Source organism: Dysgonomonas sp. HGC4 (assembly GCF_001261715.1).
GTDB lineage: Bacteria > Bacteroidota > Bacteroidia > Bacteroidales > Dysgonomonadaceae > Dysgonomonas_A.
On the sequence record NZ_CVRU01000090.1, the window covers coordinates 1 to 16875 of the forward strand.

At 35.6% G+C, this 16875-nt stretch carries 16 protein-coding genes and 1 other RNA gene; 13 read left to right on the forward strand and 4 right to left on the reverse strand.

Annotated features, from left to right (window positions below):
* The 3 genes from HGC4_RS18935 to HGC4_RS09085 all read left to right on the forward strand — a co-directional run.
* A partial coding sequence (locus tag HGC4_RS18935) for a hypothetical protein (RefSeq protein WP_221406868.1) occupies positions 1–180 on the forward strand: 180 nt, incomplete at its 5' end.
* A 1-nt stretch (position 181) separates the two neighbouring features.
* Entirely contained in the window at positions 182–1309 is a 1128-nt protein-coding gene (gene wecB / locus HGC4_RS09080; RefSeq protein ID WP_050709818.1) for a non-hydrolyzing UDP-N-acetylglucosamine 2-epimerase, read from the forward strand.
* 28 nt (positions 1310–1337) lie between these two features.
* The gene (locus HGC4_RS09085) at positions 1338–2198 is read left to right on the forward strand and encodes an NAD(P)-dependent oxidoreductase (protein WP_050709819.1); all 861 of its coding nucleotides are present in this window, start codon (positions 1338–1340) and stop codon (positions 2196–2198) included.
* A gap of 56 nt (positions 2199–2254) precedes the next feature.
* Here HGC4_RS09085 and HGC4_RS09090 read toward each other — a convergent pair whose 3' ends face one another.
* The 3 genes from HGC4_RS09090 to rnpB form a co-directional block, all read right to left on the reverse strand.
* Positions 2255–2962, reverse strand: coding sequence for a type 1 glutamine amidotransferase (locus tag HGC4_RS09090; protein ID WP_050709820.1), 708 nt, complete (start codon positions 2960–2962; stop codon positions 2255–2257).
* 81 nt (positions 2963–3043) lie between these two features.
* Positions 3044–4360 carry a YihY/virulence factor BrkB family protein gene (locus tag HGC4_RS09095; RefSeq protein WP_050709821.1) on the reverse strand — a complete coding sequence of 439 codons (1317 nt, stop codon included), beginning with the start codon at positions 4358–4360 and terminating at the stop codon, positions 3044–3046.
* Between the two features lie 186 nt (positions 4361–4546).
* An RNA gene (gene rnpB / locus HGC4_RS09215) (RNase P RNA component class A) lies at positions 4547–4914 on the reverse strand.
* 133 nt (positions 4915–5047) lie between these two features.
* Here rnpB and HGC4_RS09100 point away from each other — a divergent pair.
* The 5 genes from HGC4_RS09100 (at position 5048) to HGC4_RS09120 (ending at position 8909) form a co-directional block, all read left to right on the forward strand.
* Positions 5048–5368 carry a hypothetical protein gene (locus HGC4_RS09100; RefSeq protein WP_050709822.1) on the forward strand — a complete coding sequence of 107 codons (321 nt, stop codon included), beginning with the start codon at positions 5048–5050 and terminating at the stop codon, positions 5366–5368.
* A gap of 16 nt (positions 5369–5384) precedes the next feature.
* Positions 5385–6617 carry a nucleoside recognition domain-containing protein gene (locus HGC4_RS09105; RefSeq protein ID WP_050709823.1) on the forward strand — a complete coding sequence of 411 codons (1233 nt, stop codon included), beginning with the start codon at positions 5385–5387 and terminating at the stop codon, positions 6615–6617.
* A 67-nt stretch (positions 6618–6684) separates the two neighbouring features.
* Complete coding sequence (ybeY, locus tag HGC4_RS09110; protein WP_050709824.1) at positions 6685–7110, forward strand: rRNA maturation RNase YbeY; 426 nt, start codon at positions 6685–6687, stop codon at positions 7108–7110.
* 9 nt (positions 7111–7119) lie between these two features.
* The gene (locus HGC4_RS09115; RefSeq protein WP_050709825.1) at positions 7120–7956 is read left to right on the forward strand and encodes an alpha/beta hydrolase; all 837 of its coding nucleotides are present in this window, start codon (positions 7120–7122) and stop codon (positions 7954–7956) included.
* A 98-nt stretch (positions 7957–8054) separates the two neighbouring features.
* A complete protein-coding gene (locus HGC4_RS09120; protein WP_087880159.1) occupies positions 8055–8909 on the forward strand; it encodes an alpha/beta hydrolase in 855 nt (284 codons plus the stop codon).
* Between the two features lie 37 nt (positions 8910–8946).
* Here HGC4_RS09120 and HGC4_RS09125 read toward each other — a convergent pair whose 3' ends face one another.
* Entirely contained in the window at positions 8947–9468 is a 522-nt protein-coding gene (locus tag HGC4_RS09125; protein WP_050709827.1) for a methylated-DNA--[protein]-cysteine S-methyltransferase, read from the reverse strand.
* A gap of 350 nt (positions 9469–9818) precedes the next feature.
* Here HGC4_RS09125 and HGC4_RS09130 point away from each other — a divergent pair, with 350 nt between their 5' ends.
* From HGC4_RS09130 to HGC4_RS09150, 5 genes are all read left to right on the forward strand, one after another.
* A complete protein-coding gene (locus HGC4_RS09130) occupies positions 9819–10583 on the forward strand; it encodes a ParA family protein (protein WP_050709828.1) in 765 nt (254 codons plus the stop codon).
* Positions 10584–10621: 38 nt separating this feature from the next.
* Positions 10622–11530 carry a ParB/RepB/Spo0J family partition protein gene (locus tag HGC4_RS09135; RefSeq protein ID WP_050709829.1) on the forward strand — a complete coding sequence of 303 codons (909 nt, stop codon included), beginning with the start codon at positions 10622–10624 and terminating at the stop codon, positions 11528–11530.
* A 117-nt stretch (positions 11531–11647) separates the two neighbouring features.
* Positions 11648–12358, forward strand: a complete 711-nt coding sequence (locus HGC4_RS09140; RefSeq protein ID WP_050709830.1) for a DUF5683 domain-containing protein — start codon at positions 11648–11650, stop codon at positions 12356–12358.
* Between the two features lie 38 nt (positions 12359–12396).
* A complete protein-coding gene (locus HGC4_RS19070) occupies positions 12397–14478 on the forward strand; it encodes a LysM peptidoglycan-binding domain-containing protein (protein ID WP_082204125.1) in 2082 nt (693 codons plus the stop codon).
* Positions 14479–14620: 142 nt separating this feature from the next.
* Positions 14621–16864, forward strand: a complete 2244-nt coding sequence (locus tag HGC4_RS09150) for a RelA/SpoT family protein (protein ID WP_050709831.1) — start codon at positions 14621–14623, stop codon at positions 16862–16864.
* The last annotated feature ends 11 nt before the right edge of the window (positions 16865–16875 follow it).

Genomic DNA, 16875 nt, shown 5'->3' on the forward strand with positions numbered 1-16875 from the left:
GGAGCTTCTGTCGATTTTTTAAGAAGTGTAGGTGTGTCATATTTTGTAAATTTGCGTAGTAATAAGCAGATTGAATTTATCCAAAATATGATTCCTAATTTAATTCCTACTGAAAATATTGAGTATTTTACCGCAAAAGAAGTTTGTAAAAGATTATTAGATAAAATTTATTCTATATAGTATGAAAAAGATATTGTTAGTATTTGGTACTAGACCAGAAGCTATTAAAATGGCTCCTTTAGTGAAAGAATTTCAGAAATATCCTAATATTTTTGAAACAAAAGTTTGTGTGACAGCTCAACACAGACAAATGTTGGATCAAGTTCTAGAAGTGTTCGAGATAGTACCTGATTATGACTTAGATGTAATGGCTCCAAATCAAGATCTTTTTGATATTACTTCTAAAGTTTTATTAGGGATGCGAAATATCTTGAATGAATTTGCTCCTGATGTTGTGTTTGTTCATGGGGATACAACAACATCTTTAGCTGTTGCAATGGGAGCTTTTTATAAAAGAATTAAGGTTGCTCATGTTGAAGCTGGTTTGAGAACATATGATCTGCAATCTCCTTGGCCAGAAGAAATGAATAGACAACTTACTGATCGTATCAGCGATTATTATTTTGCACCAACTATGGGGGCTGAGAATAATCTTAAAATAGAGAAAGTACCTCAAGAGAAAGTCTATGTAACAGGTAATACTGTTATTGATGCTTTATTAATGGCAGTGGATATTATTGCCCAAGATAAATCAATAGAAAATCAGATTGTAAAATCAATAAAGGAAAAAGGATATGTATTTAGTGATAAAAGAATTGTACTGGTAACAGGACACCGAAGAGAAAATTTTGGGGATGGCTTTCTACACATTTGCCAAGCAATAAAAAATGTAGCGATTTCTCATCCAGATGTTGATATTGTTTATCCAGTGCATCTAAATCCAAATGTTCAAAAGCCTGTATTCGAGTTGCTTTCAGATTTAGACAATGTATTCTTGATATCTCCTCTAGATTATCTTCCGTTTGTATATATGATGCAACATTCTCACCTTATACTTACAGACAGTGGTGGGGTACAAGAGGAAGCTCCATCATTAGGAAAACCTGTTCTTGTTATGCGTAATACTACAGAGAGGCCAGAGGCTGTTACTGCAGGAACTGTAAAGCTAGTAGGAACAGATGCTAAAATAATAGAGGATAATCTTAATTTATTACTAAAGGATAAAGAATTATATACACAAATGTCAATTGCGAATAATCCTTATGGTGATGGAGCTGCATGCTCTAGAATTGTCCAAGTCTTTATTTGAAATTGAAATGTAAGGAGAATTATTTATTATGACTACACCAAAAATTACTTGGATAGGATTGGGACACATGGGAACCCCAATGGCTACGAATTTGCTAAAAGCAGGATTTGAAGTTGCTGTATATAATCGCTCAACTGATAAATTGAAGCCACTTACTGATGTTGGAGCTAAGCCGTACAGTTCTTTAGATGAAGTTCGGGAGAATTCGAATGTTATTTTCACGATGTTATCTGATGATTTGGCTGTGTCGTCTGTGTATTCTGATTTATTGAAAGGTTCTGTTTCGGAGAAGCTTTTTATTAATATGAGTACTATCTCTTCGGAACTAACTAAGCGTTTATCCGTTGAAATAGAAGCTAAGGAAGGTTATTATCTAGAGGCTCCTGTTTCTGGTAGCGTGAAGCCGGCTATAGATGGAACTCTTATTATATTAGCTGCTGGTAGGGAACCTGATTATGAGTTCGCAACGACTTACTTTGAAAAATTAGGTAAGTTCTCTATATATCTGGGAGAAGTAGGACAGGGGGCAAAGGCTAAATTAGCGATTAATTACTATATGTCAGTAGTTATCGAAGGATTGGCTGAAACTGTTCTATTTGCAGAGAAGAATGGAATTGATAAAGAAACAATGATGTTTATTGTCAATGAGAGTGCATGTGGTAGTCCTATGTCGAAAATGAAGACTCCTTCGATTATACAGGATAATTATCCTGCTGCTTTTCCTCTTAAGCATATGGATAAAGATATTCGACTTGTGCAGGCTGAAGGCTTGAATACTGCAACCTCTGAGGCTATGAAGAATATATATGAAGAAGCGATGCAAGCAGAACTTGGAGATAATGATCTTATGGCTGTCCTGAGAGCCGTAAAAACGAAATACTTCAAGTAATGGGTTATACCCTTATCTGAAAAAGAGAGAGTCGCTCCTAGCGACTCTCTGCTTTTTTAGTTTTTAGATAATTGGTCGAGGATATTTTCGAGTACATCGTGGCATTGTGAAATAAAGTAAGCATTATTTTTTATTTCTTGTGCTGATTGTATATACTTTCCATCTTGCAGTTCTGTCTCTCCATTTTTGATCATCTCATCTAATGATTCGGGTGTGACTTCTAAATGGAATTGTAAACCTAATACTTTGTCATTATATAGAAAGGCTTGGTTATTACATCCTTCGCTTGAAGCTAGTTTGAGACTGTCCTTAGGTAGCTTGAAAGTGTCTCCATGCCAATGGAATACTGAGAAATTGAGATTTTGGTTTTGGAAAATAGGAGTATTCTTTGCTTCATCTGTTAGTACGATAGAAAACCAGCCTATTTCTTTATCTTTATTTGATGTGACTTTTGCTCCTAATATATCAGCTATGAGTTGAGAACCTAGGCAAAATCCGATTACTATTTTATCTGATTCTATTACTTCTTTTATAAACTTCTTTTCAGGTACTAACCAAGGATAAATTTTTTCTTCGTAGATGTTCATTGGTCCTCCCATTATAATGAGCATATCAAAATCATCTTTATCAGAGAAGCTAGTTTCTTCGTAAAGATATGTATAGCTTAAGTGATGTTTGTGTTTTTTAGCCCATGATTCGATATGTCCGATTCCTTCGAAAGGAACATGAATTAAACAATGGATTCGTATGTTGCCTGATTTCATTTAAATTATTCTTGAAGTTCGTAATTATAACCTTAATCAATGACTATTATACTTGTAAAGTTGGAAACAAGATATGTAACCTTATAGATCTTTTATCAGAGTATTCTTTTCTTTTTCATGTATGGTGTTTCGAATGTCATTAATAACATTCCATTCATCGATGAATTCTTCAGTAATGTCAATGTTGAAATCTTCTGAACCAAAGCTATCAACTTTATGGAATAGGTAGCTGACCGATATTTTATTTATATCCAGCGCTGGGATATACGCCGGAACCATATCTTTTCCCGAAGGTGTTTCAACAATTACATTGAGATCAAGTAGTAAATAAATAATATCACTTGTAAGTCGAGTAGGTATTTTATATTTCTCTGATATTTCGTTTGCTGTATAAGGTTTTTCTCCTTCTTCGAAACGCTTTACAATGAGTGTCGAAATCAGTAAGATGATAAAATCTTTGTATCTGCGAGTAATATCTTTTGTTTCTTTTTCGAAATTAAATTTAGCAATGTTTTGATGAGCAAAGGATAACTCAACACCTACAAGTAAAATTAACCATGATATTTGCAGCCATAGCAATAGTAAGGGAAGCGCTGCAAAACTACCATAGATAGTATTGTATTTGGATATCCATATTTGCCCACTGATATATACTTGTTGAAAAATCTGGAAGCATATCCCTGCAACAATCCCTGCAAAAATGGCACTTCCTATTTTTACTTTTGTATTCGGAATATAGATGTAGATAAATGTAAATAGTAAAATGGTAAGAATAAATGGTAATATTTTAATAAAGGGATTTATAAATACACCAATAATATGAGTTTCGAGTGATGAATTTAAGACAATCGAGAAACCGGCATTGCAAACCAATAGTACAGGAGCAACGAGTAATAAGCCGGTGTAATCGGTAAATTGACGATAATAAGATCTTCCATTTTTTACTCCCCATGTTGAATTGAAGTTATCCTCAATATTAGAAATCAGATTTAAAGCAGTGTATAATAATAGAACCAGACCGACTCCCAGAAAGATTCCTCCCTGAGCATATTCCAGAGACTTGTCGATAAATCGCATTGCGGTAGAAAGAGCTTGTTCTTGTCCTTGGAAGTAGCTGAATAGTTCGCTTTGTAAGATGTTTTGGAATCCAAACCCTCTTGCGATAGCAAATAATACTGCAAGTAGTGGTACTATGGATAACAGTGTACTGTATGTGAGTGCCGATGCCCGAGTATTTATTAAAGACCAGTTGAGATTTCGATATGTGAGAACGAACGATTTAATAATATTATAGCATATAGCGCGTAATCGCCCTAATCCATTGGTATCTATTCTCCATATTCCTATAGAAAGAAAATGGAGAAGTCGTTCAATAAAGCTTTTTATCTTATCAATCATAATGTGAATTATTTTGAAGCAAAAATAGTACTTCTTTATGTAAAGACGTTTATGTATGTTGTTTTGTTCAACTAAACTTACCTAGTGATAGCAAAGAATAGAGCATATTTAATAAGGAGATAGAGTGAAAATAGAAGATATTTGTGTAGTCTTTAACTCTGATTTTGGAAAGTCGATAAAAAATAAAAATACAGCCGATCTGTAAGCCGGGTTCTGTACTTCGTATAAAACGAAGTGCTTGTCATTTGTCTACTCCCGCTGTCACCAACGGGCTCTAGCGACCTACCCCCCGACATCGGGCGAGCAGCCCTACATGCGTCGGTATACATGGTCTTGCAACTCATAAGTAGTACGGCTCTCGGTATTGCTATCGAGACCGGTGAGCTCTTACCTCACCTTTTCACCCTTACTCCGATAAATCGGAGCGGTTATTTTCTGTTACCTTACTCTGCTCTCACGAACAGCTTCCCGTTAGGAAGTATGATGCTCTGTGTTGCCCGGACTTTCCTCTTTCCATCTTTTGACGGATGGTCAGCGACAAACCGATCTGCTGTATTTCTGCTGCAAAGATACTATTTAGATCGCGAAAAATGTTTGAAATCAATAGGAATCATGATTCTATAATTGTAAGTGTCATTCAAAAAGTGTAATATTGTGAGGTTTTAGACTTCATTTATTGGAATTACAATGAAAAAAATCTTGTTGTTGCTATTTGTTTCGGTTTACTTGGTAGGCTGTTCTTCATACAAAGATGCTATGAATGCCAATTCTAATATAAAAAAAGTTGAATTGGGTATGACTAAGAACGATGTAATCCATAAAATGGGTAAATCTTACCATAGAATGGAGGTATATAGGGCTAGCAATGGAATAGATGTCGAGGTTTTAGGGTACCCTACTGTAGATGCTATTTATATGCTTCGTTTTGAGAATGGAGAGTTGGTAGAGTTTCATAAAAATCTTGTTCTTCCTAATGATAAACTCCTTAGAGAATCTTCGCTTGAGTAAAATAGTTAGCTAAATTATGGTTCTTAATTATATTTGGATTGCCTTCTTTGTTGTTGCCTTTATAGTAGCATTGAGCCGCCTTATCTTTTTGGGCGATTTTGAAACTTTTAATGCGACAGTTAATTCTACATTTGCTTCAGCCCGATCGGGTTTCGAAATTTCTATTGGTTTAACCGGAGTTCTTACCTTGTGGATGGGGCTTATGAAAATAGGAGAACAAGGTGGAGTAATTCAACTTTTTTCAAGAGCAATCAATCCTTTATTTAGCCGACTTTTCCCGGATATACCGAAGAATCATCCTGCGGGAGGTTCAATTTTACTTAATCTTTCTGCTAATATTCTTGGGCTTGATAATGCGGCTACTCCGGCTGGATTACAAGCGATGAAAGAGTTGCAGGAGATTAACCCTGATAAAAGTAAAGCTTCTAACCCCATGATGATGTTTCTGGTGATGAATGCATCGGGTTTAACTTTGATTCCTGTATCTGTAATGACTATTCGGGCACAAATGGGGGCAGCTAATCCAGCGGATGTATTTGTTCCGATTATGATTGCGACTTTTGTTTCAACAATGATTGGAGTATTAGCTGTTTGTATTAAGCAAAAGATAAATATTCTGGATAAAGTTATTCTAGGAACATTTGGCAGTGCTGCCATATTGATTGGTGGTGTAATTTGGGCATTTAGTAGTATGGGGCCCGAAAAAGCACAACAAATAGCCAGCGTGATTGCTAGTATAATACTATTTAGTGTCATCCTGTTTTTTATCTTAAGTGGAGTTCGTAAGAAAATTAATGTATATGATGCATTCATAGAGGGTGCTAAAGATGGATTCTCGACCGCTGTGCGTATCATTCCCTATTTGATTGCTATATTGGTAGCTGTAGGTATGTTTCGCGCCTCAGGGACGATGGATTTTATATTCGATGGATTGAAGTCTTTTGTTGTTTTTACAGGATTTGACAGCAGATGGGTAGACGCTATGCCTACTGCTCTTATGAAGCCATTGAGTGGAAGTGGAGCTAGAGGAATGATGGCAGAAACGATAACAGTCTTTGGTGTAGATTCGTTTGCCGGACGATTAGCTTCTATTTTTCAGGCATCTACCGATACTACTTTTTTTGTAGTGGCTGTGTACTATGGTAGTGTTGGTATAAAGAATAGCCGGTATACAGTACCTTATGCACTTCTTGCAGATTTAGTCGGTGTTGTTACTGCTATTTGGATAGCATATATATTTTTCTCCTAGGCCAAGGTCTCAGACCTTTTATTGTGTTGGTAAGTAAAAGAATTAGATATCCTTATAAATATAGAATATGGCAATCATATATCAAAATGAAGATGTAAAAGCTCCTTTAATAAAAAAGAGAGAGGTTACTAAATGGATTAAAGATGTAGCTGCATCTTATGGAAAAAAAGTAGGAGATATTTCGTATATCTTTTGTTCGGATGAAAAAATCCTTGAAATAAATAAGGAATATCTTCAGCATGACTATTATACTGATATAATCTCTTTCGATTATACCGATGAAGATGTTATATCTGGCGATCTTTTTATAAGTTTAGATACTGTGAAAAGTAATTCGGAGCAATTCAATACTGATTATCTTGAAGAATTACACCGAATCATTATCCATGGGATACTTCATCTTTGTGGAATCAATGATAAAGGTCCGGGTGAAAGAGAGTATATGACTGAGTGCGAAAATAAAGCTCTTGAGCTACGTTTTAATGTGAAGTGATAGTAAGTAATGAAAAAGTTTATAGTATTTATTTTAGTTGTATTCGTTTCTGTCTCTGTACATAGCCAAGATTCGCTTAAAGTGTGGCCTAATGGTGCACCTTCCGATAATGGATTAACCGATGAAGCGGAGTTATTTATATATTTACCTGAAAAAAAAGACAGCCAGAAAACTCCAGCTGTATTAATTTGCCCTGGTGGCGGATATGCAGGTGTTAGTGCGGTATACGAGGGGCACGCTTTTGCTAAATGGCTGGCAACACAAGGTGTTGCCGGTATAGTTCTGAAATACAGGTTGCCTAACCAACATAAAGAAGTGCCTTTTGATGATGCTCTAGAAGCGATGAGCATTATTCGTTCCGACTCTGATGAATGGCATATAGATGCTAATAGAGTTGGGATTGCCGGCTTTTCGGCAGGTGGGCATTTAGCGGCCGTTTTTTCTAACTTAAATTCGAATCGTGACATAAATATACGCCCTGATTTTGCAATTCTGTTTTATCCAGTGATTTCGTTCGAAAAAGTAACAAAAGGAGGTACGCGTACCAATTTGTTGGGAAAAACACCTTCTGCTAATGAGATTTATTCCTTCTCGGCTGATAGGTTGGTTACAAAGAATACACCTCCTACTATTATTTTTGTAAGCGATAACGATAGTTCAGTACCATCGACTCATAGTGTAATGTATTATGATGCGTTGAAAGAGAATGATGTTCCTGCTGCTCTATACGTGTTTCCAGAAGGAGAACACGGGTGGGGCATGATTAAGTCATTTAAATATTACGATGAATCATTATCTTTGTTGAAAATGTGGTTGAATACGACAGTGTTGACAAGCTATAATTGAGTATATACGTTTTGAAAGTATTCTCCTATTTTGTATTATTCCGATTTTACCATGATTTTAGAAACATGTAGGTTGTTGACCTTAAATATATTATAATTATGAAAAACCTGTTTTTAATACTATTTTTCCTTTTATCAGCTATTGGTATGAATGCACAAACAGTCGTTAAACTTTGGGAAACAACTCCTCCAACCAGTAATGGATTATCTGAGACAGAGTTAAATGAAGACGGACGAATTTCGAATGTTTCGGTTCCCGAATTAACTGTCTATTTACCCGATTCTACCGTAAATAGAGGGATTGCAGTTATTATTTGTCCCGGTGGAGGATATACCAGATTAGCAATTGATCATGAAGGGCACGATTTTGCCAAATGGTTGCAGTCGCAAGGTATTGCTGGTATTGTTTTAAAATATCGCATGCCTAATAAAGTGAAGCAAGTACCTTTGGAAGATTTCAATCAAGCCATTACTTATGTTCGATCAAAAGCTCCACTGTGGAAAATTTCGAATGATAAGATTGGTATTGCCGGTTTTTCAGCAGGAGGTCACTTGGCATCAACAGCCTCTACTCATTTTTCGTCAAAAGAGTTGCGTCCAGACTTTTCGATCTTGTTTTATCCGGTAATTACCATGGGAGATTTTACTCACGAAGGTTCGCGTAATAATTTGTTAGGAGATACTCCAACAGCATCGGAGACAATGTATTATTCGAACGAAAGACAAGTAAATGAATTTACACCACCTGCAATATTATTGTTGAGTGATGATGATACAGCGGTTCCACCGAAGAATTCGGTAGCCTATTATACTGCTTTAAAAGAAAATAAAATACCGGCAACTATGTATATTTTCCCTTCAGGAGGTCACGGCTGGGGTATGAGAAATGATTTTGAATATCACAATGAAATGCTTTCTCTTCTTAGTTTGTGGTTGAGGACGCTGTCTTTGTAAAGCGCGATAGGAATTAAGATAAATGTAAAGGGTATTGCTAGAAAAGAGTATTTTCAGTGATGCCTTTTTCCATATTTAATAGCCATCTTTTTTTCTCTAATCCTCCGGCGTAGCCTGTTAGTTTCCCATTGGATCCAATAACCCGATGACATGGTACTATTATAGCTATTTTATTCATACCATTTGCATTAGCAACCGCTCGTATACTTAAAGGGTTTCCCATTGCTTCGGATTGTTGAAGGTAACTGACTGTTTTCCCATAGGGAATTGTCAAAAGAGCTTGCCATACTTTTTTCTGAAACTCTGTTCCAATAAGATCAAGAGGTACTGTAAATTGGTTCAATTCTCTTTTAAAATATGCTGATAATTCTTTCTTTAGAAGGTCAAAATGGATGTTGTCTTCTTCAACAATTATGTTATTCAGTTCCTTTTCTGTTTTTTGAAACTGACCTTCAATATTTTTTCTATTATTAAACTCCAAAAGGCAGATACCCTTATCAGTCGCACATGCAATCATTTCTCCCAGAGGGGTTTCAATATGAGTTTTGCTAATATTCATTTTTTGCGATCTTAATTACTAATCAGATAAAGGTATTTAATTCTAATAAAAATACGTTCTTAAATTCGTAAAAATACCCTTGGAATTACAAAATTTAAACTTTGTAGGTTTTATAATATACTGAAATCAATTTAAAAATAAGCAGAGATGTGCTTGTTAAACGTTTTAGCATTATTCTTTCAAATCGATTTTTTATATCTAATATTCAATATTATAGATGGTTGTAGATGTTATTAACAGAAAAGGTAAGTTATCAACAATTCTTTTACTGTTTAATGTCACAATCTAAGTACTGCTATTATTTATTTGTTTCTTTGTAGCTTAAATAAAAGAAATTATAACTAACGAACATGGGTAAAATAATTGCTCTGGCAAATCAAAAAGGAGGAGTTGGAAAAACTACTACCACAATAAACCTTGCTGCTTCCTTAGCTGCATTGGAAAAGAAAGTATTGGTTGTGGATGCCGATCCACAGGCAAATGCTTCTTCAGGCTTAGGACTCGATATTAAACATATAAAAAATACTATTTACGAATGTCTGATAGGAGAGGCTACTGCCGATCAGGCTATTGTGCCAACGGCTTACGAGCGTTTGGATATAATCCCATCACATATCAATTTAGTAGGAGCAGAGCTCGAAATGCTGAATATCGAAAATCGTGAAAAACGTTTGGCTGCTGTTCTTCAAGCCAAGAAAGCAGATTATGATTATATCTTAATTGACTGTTCTCCATCTTTGGGACTGATTACAGTAAATTCTCTTACAGCTGCCGATTCGGTTATTATACCCGTTCAGTGTGAGTATTTTGCTTTAGAGGGAATCAGTAAATTGCTGAACACCATTAAGATCATAAAATCGAAACTAAATCCTTCATTGGAGATCGAAGGATTCTTGCTAACTATGTATGATGCGCGTCTTCGTTTGGCAAACCAAATTTACGAAGAGGTAAAAAAGCATTTCCAAGAATTGGTATTTACAACTGTAATTCAAAGAAATGTGAAGCTTAGCGAATCTCAAAGTTTTGCACAGCCTGTATTGGCTTATGATGCCGCATCTCGTGGAACGGTAAACCATATGCAGCTTGCAAAAGAGCTTATCGAAAAAAATTCTTAACTTTGCTATTTAACCGCAAACAAAATAAGTAATTATTTATGGCAAAAAGACCTGCTTTAGGAAGAGGGCTAGATGCTCTTATTATGATGGACGATTTAAGGACTGAAGGATCTTCGTCCATAAATGAGGTTCCATTATCTAAGATTCAACCCAATCCTGATCAACCCCGACGTGTTTTTGATGAGGAAGCCTTGCATGAACTGGCTGTATCTATCAAGCAACTAGGAGTCATCCAGCCTATTACCTTGCGTAAAATAGATGATGAAAATTATCAGATTATTGCAGGTGAGCGTAGGTATAGAGCGTCTATGATTGCTCAGCAAAAATCAATACCTGCTTATATTAAGACAGCGGATGATGAAAACGTCATGGAAATGGCGTTGATCGAAAATATACAAAGAGAAGATCTCAATTCTATTGAGATTGCTTTGGCTTACCAGAATTTGATTGAAACATATAATCTTACTCAAGAGCAACTGAGCGAAAGAATCGGAAAGAAAAGAACTACTATTGCAAATTATTTGCGATTGTTGAAGCTTCCTGCCGGTATTCAGATGGCTATCAGAGACAAGAGAATAGATATGGCGCATGCTCGTACTTTAGTGACCATTGAAGATCCGGCGGTACAACTCGAAGTTTATGAGTTGATCATGACTGAAGATCTTTCGGTTCGAAAAGTCGAGGAATATGTAAGAGCTATCAATAAGGGAGATACTCTTGAAGAAATTATTCAAGAGAAAGAAGTGGTTAATTTGGCTAAAAAAGGCAATATAAATCAAGCTACACCCGAAGAATTTGATATTCTTAAAAAGCACTTATCGAAATTCTTTGAAGCTAAAGTTCAGCTTTCATGTAATGATAAGGGTAAAGGAAAAATAACAATTGCTTTCAGTTCTGATGAAGAATTAGAGAGAATTATTACTAAATTTGACCAAATAAAAAAATAAATTATACATTTATCCGTATAAGTAAAAGGTCGTAGTTGATGTCGTACTTAAAAGTTATAACTATCTAGTTATTATACTTACCAAAGCAATAAATAGGTCTGAGACCTTAGAATTTATATGGTAAAGAGATTTTTTGTAAGTATTGTAGCTGTTTATTCCTTGGCATTTCCTATGCTAGGGCAAACCAATGATAGTATACAAGTACAGAGTGTCACTATGAATTCTCAGAATATAACCAAGAGTGATACTGTTGCTTGGGTGAATGATAAAATGTTAAATGATAAGGCGGCAGACCGAATTATAAAAAGTACTGCTCCTTTTAAGCCCGATCCGAATAAAGCTGTTTTGTATTCGGCTATTTTCCCCGGATTAGGTCAAATTTATAATAGAAAATATTGGAAATTACCTCTCGTTTACGGAGGTTTTTTAGGTCTTACATATGCAATTACCTGGAATGGTCGTCAATACAGTGATTATACAGGTGCATATAAGGCGATAATGCGAGAAGATCCGAGAAGTGCAGAAAATATAGCTATTTGGGGACCTTTTGTTCGAAGAGGATTAGATCCTGCAACGCTGAGTGATTCTGAAATCGTATCATGGCAAAATCGTTTTAAACGCCAAAGAGATAGTTATAGAAGATACCGTGATTTAAGTATTATTGGAGCGGTTGCTTTATATGGATTGTGTATGATAGATGCGTATGTTGATGCACATCTATTTGATTTTGATATTTCTCCCGATTTGTCTTTGAGGGTAGAACCTCAAGTGCAAAATGATCCTTTTTCCCAAAGAAGTTTTGGGGTTCAATGTAGTTTTAAATTTTAGGTCATCGTTGTTGTTGATGTCCGAAAAAGAAATGATTTATGCTAAAAAAACTTTTTATTGCTGGTTTTATTTTGGGGGGTATTGTTCCCCTTTTTGGTCAGGTTCATAAAAATGGACTATCAATAAAAGAAACTATTACAGATAAGGAATTAACTATCCCCGAAGAGATAGAACGTAACTTCGATCAATTATTAGTTGATTGGAAGAAAGATCTAAGTCCTTCTCTAAATTGTACATCAAACTTTGATACAGATGTAGCATATCCCGATTCTGTTTATATCAATAGACTTTATGCTTTGCCTACTGAAATGGAGTTGGTGTATAATCCGGTTGTAAGATCATATATCGATATGTATACGGGACGGATGAGAAGAAGTGTAGAATATTTTTTAGGAAAATCCGATTATTACTTTCCAATCTTTGAGCAAGCTTTAGATAAATATAACTTACCTCTTGAATTAAAATACTTACCTATTATTGAATCTGCACTTAATCCTACGATTGCTTCTCGAATGGGGGCGACTGGGCTTTGGCAGTTTATGATTGGTACGGGAAAAATGTACGATCTTGAGGTAAATACTTTAGTTGATGAACGTCGTGATCCACTTAGATCCACTGATGCGGCTGCTAGATTTCTGAAAGACTTATATGGTATATATGGTGACTGGAATTTAGTTATTGCAGCATATAATTGTGGTCCCGGAAATGTAAACAAAGCAATCAAGCGTAGTGGCGGACAAACGGATTATTGGTCAATTTATCCCTATCTTCCGAAAGAAACTCGAGGTTATGTACCTGCTTTTATTGCTGCAGCGTATGTTATGAACTATTATTCGGCTCACAATATCTGTCCTTTTGAATATAAATATACTCATTCTACTGATACTATTCTGGTTAACAAGCAACTGCATTTGCAACAAGTTGCAGAATATCTAAATGTATCACTTGATGAATTGAGAACTTTGAATCCTCAATATAAAAAAGATATTGTTCCAGGTGAATACAAAGCATATGTACTGAATTTACCATCTATAAACGCTCCTGACTTTGAAGTTCAAAGAGATTCTATTTTTGCATATAAGGCAACCGAATTTCTTTCGCATCGCAAAGTGGTTAATCCAAATGGGTATACTGCAGTGGCTGCAACTAATGGAACAAAATATAAAGTGCGTAGAGGGGATAATTTAGCAGCTATAGCTCGTAAACATGGAGTTACAACTGCTCAGATAAAACGATGGAATGGCCTTAAAACAAATAGATTGAGTGCTGGTCAGATATTGGCAGTATCAGCAGGTAAACCCGTGAATCAAGCAACACCTCAGGAAACAACACAACAATCAACACAAGATTTACTAGCACAAAATACAAGTCAGACAACATCTGATAATCAATCTTCTTTAGATAATGATAATACTTCTTCAAATTCGTTATCTGATTATTTTGCAAAAATGCAAGAACGTGCAACAGGAGCAGACCCTGATCCTATTCCAGCAAAAGAAACCGAAGCTAATTTGGCTGTTGTAGATGTTCCCGATCCAAACGAATCTGAATTGGGTAATAATAACAGAGGTCGGGATATACAAGGAACGCAGACTATTTATCATAAAGTACGTATTGGTGAAACACTAACTCAGATCGCTTCTAAATATAATGTAGATAGAAAAGATATTTCTTCTTGGAATAAACTAAAATCATCGGTACCCAAAGTTGGTCAACGATTGGTAATACATTTACCCGCTCAAAAAGAAGAGCTTGTTGCAGAAGAATTACCTACTATATCTGAAGAGTCTATAGAACAAGTTGTTGCGGATGTGAAAACATCTGTGCAAGATAATTCAGCTAATAAGCCTTTAGCTTCGACTTCATCGATGATTTCCTCTTCTACAAAATCGGTAACGGTGAAGAAAGAAGAACCTAAAGTAGAAAAGAAGGTTGCACCCAAAGTTGCGAAAGAGCCGGCAAAACAACAGCCTTTGACATACACAGTAAAGAAGGGAGATACTTTAGGTAGTATTGCTGGAAAATATGGAAGAAAAATAACAGTAAAAGACATACAAAAGGCTAATAACTTAAATTCAGATAAGTTAAGTATCGGGCAAAAACTTAAAATTCCCAGATAAATAATTTAGAATTATGGTATCCATTTATTATTCTAATTTGTTTTATAAGTAATAAATTGCTGCTTGATGCAACATTTATTCATTGTAGTGCGTTTGATGTTATAACATGCAAAGTAATAAATAGATCTCTGATCTTAATTTTATGGATAAAGAAGATAAAACGATGGATGATGATTTGATGGTGGAAAGAGAGTTTGAAGCTCTTATAGATGACTACCTCAAAACGAATCATAGACGAAAAGTTGAAATAATAAGGAAAGCTTTTCATCTTGCAAAAGAAGCACATAAAGGAGCACGACGTAGATCGGGCGAGCCATATATAATGCATCCGATAGCGGTTGCACGTATAGTTTGTAGTGAGATAGGATTGGGATCTACATCTATTTGTGCTGCTTTGTTGCATGATGTCGTTGAAGACACTGATTATACCGTAGAAGATCTTAAAAAGATATTTGGCGATAAAATTGCAGAGATTGTTGATGGGTTGACCAAGATCTCGAGTGGTATGTTTGGTGATAACGTATCATCGCAGGCTGAGAACTTTAGAAAGCTTTTGCTTACGATGGCCGATGACATTAGAGTAATACTTGTAAAAATTGCCGACCGTCTTCATAATATGCGAACATTGGGTTCGATGGCTCCGGCAAAACGTCATAAAATTGCTGGTGAAACAATGTACATATATGCTCCTCTCGCACACCGATTGGGGCTTTTTGCTATAAAAACGGAGCTGGAAGAACTCAGTTTTAAATACGAAAACACCGAAGAATACAACGAGATTGTTTCGAAGCTTGAATCTTCGTTAAGCATTAGAAAAAATATCTTCGAGCATTTTGCGGAACCCGTAGTTCATAAATTAGACGAATTGGGTTTCAAATATGAAATAAAAGCACGCGATAAATCAGTATATTCTATTTGGAATAAGATGAAATCAAAGGGAGTTCCTTTTGAAGAAATCTATGATATATTCGCTGTTAGAATTATATTCGACTCCGAACCCGGTGTTGATGAAAAGAAACGATGTTGGGATATTTATTCGGTGATTACGGATATTTATAAACTTCGTCCCGATCGTATCAGAGATTGGGTTAGTCGTCCCAAATCGAATGGTTATCAAGCTTTACACCTTACGGTGATGGGTCCTGATGGCGAATGGGTCGAAATTCAGATCCGAAGCCGTAGAATGGATGATATTGCCGAAAAAGGCTTTGCCGCCCATTGGAAATATAAAGAAGGTAAAATAGAGGAAGATAATGAACTAGATAAGTGGTTGAAAACTATTACTGAGATATTGGAGCATCCAAATCCGAATGCAATAGATTTTCTGGATACCATTAAACTCAACTTATTCTCTCAGGAAATATTTGTTTTTACGCCTAAAGGCGATTTGAGAACAATGGCTCAAGGCTCTACTGCTCTCGATTTTGCTTATGAGCTTCATACCAATATTGGAGACCATTGTATTGGTGCAAAAGTAAATCATAAACTTGTTCCTCTTAGTCATAAGCTGAATAGTGGGGATCAGGTTGAAATCTTGACATCTAAATCTCAAAGTCCACAGCCTGAGTGGTTAGGCTTTATTACAAGCGCCAAAGCCAGAACTAAGCTTGAATCGACTCTGAAAAAGCAGAAGAAAGAAGTAGCTAAAAAAGGTGAGGCAATTCTAAAAGAAGTAGTTGGTGAAGCAGAGCTTACAACTTCAACTATAGATAAGTTACTCGATTTTTATAAAATAACCAAGAAAGAAGATTTTTTCTTTGCTTTGGGTAACAAAACAATTGTTCTTCCTGCTAATTTGGACAAACTGTTTAATCAAAAAGATAAAGACGGTTCATCCAATATCTTCATGCGCTATATGAAGCAGGCATTCAGAGTTGGTAAAAAAGAGAGTGGAGACACCGAGTCTTTGGATACTGATGATCTGGATACAATTGATAAGAAAAAAACATACATTCTCGAAGAGGATTCTTTCAAAAAGAATTTCAGAATAGCCTCATGCTGTAACCCTATACCAGGAGATAAGGTGTTTGGTTTTATAACAGATAGTAATGAGATTCAGGTTCATGGCGTTAATTGCCCCGTTGGCTTGAAACTTAAAGCGAGTTTTGGTGATAAAATTCTTACACTTGAGTGGGGGCGTTATGCTCAATACTCGTTTTTATCTACCATCATTATTCGTGGGATAGACCGTGTTGGAATGCTTAATGATATAACTAAAGTTATAATTACAGATTCGGTAAACATTAAAAGTTTGAATATTGAATCGAATGATGGTATCTTTGAAGGGAAGGTAAGCCTTTATGTGCATAGTGTAATAGATGTACAGAAGCTATGTTCTCAGATTTTGAAAATAGAAGGAGTTCAGTCGGTTAATCGGTTGAGTTAAGGTATTAAGCT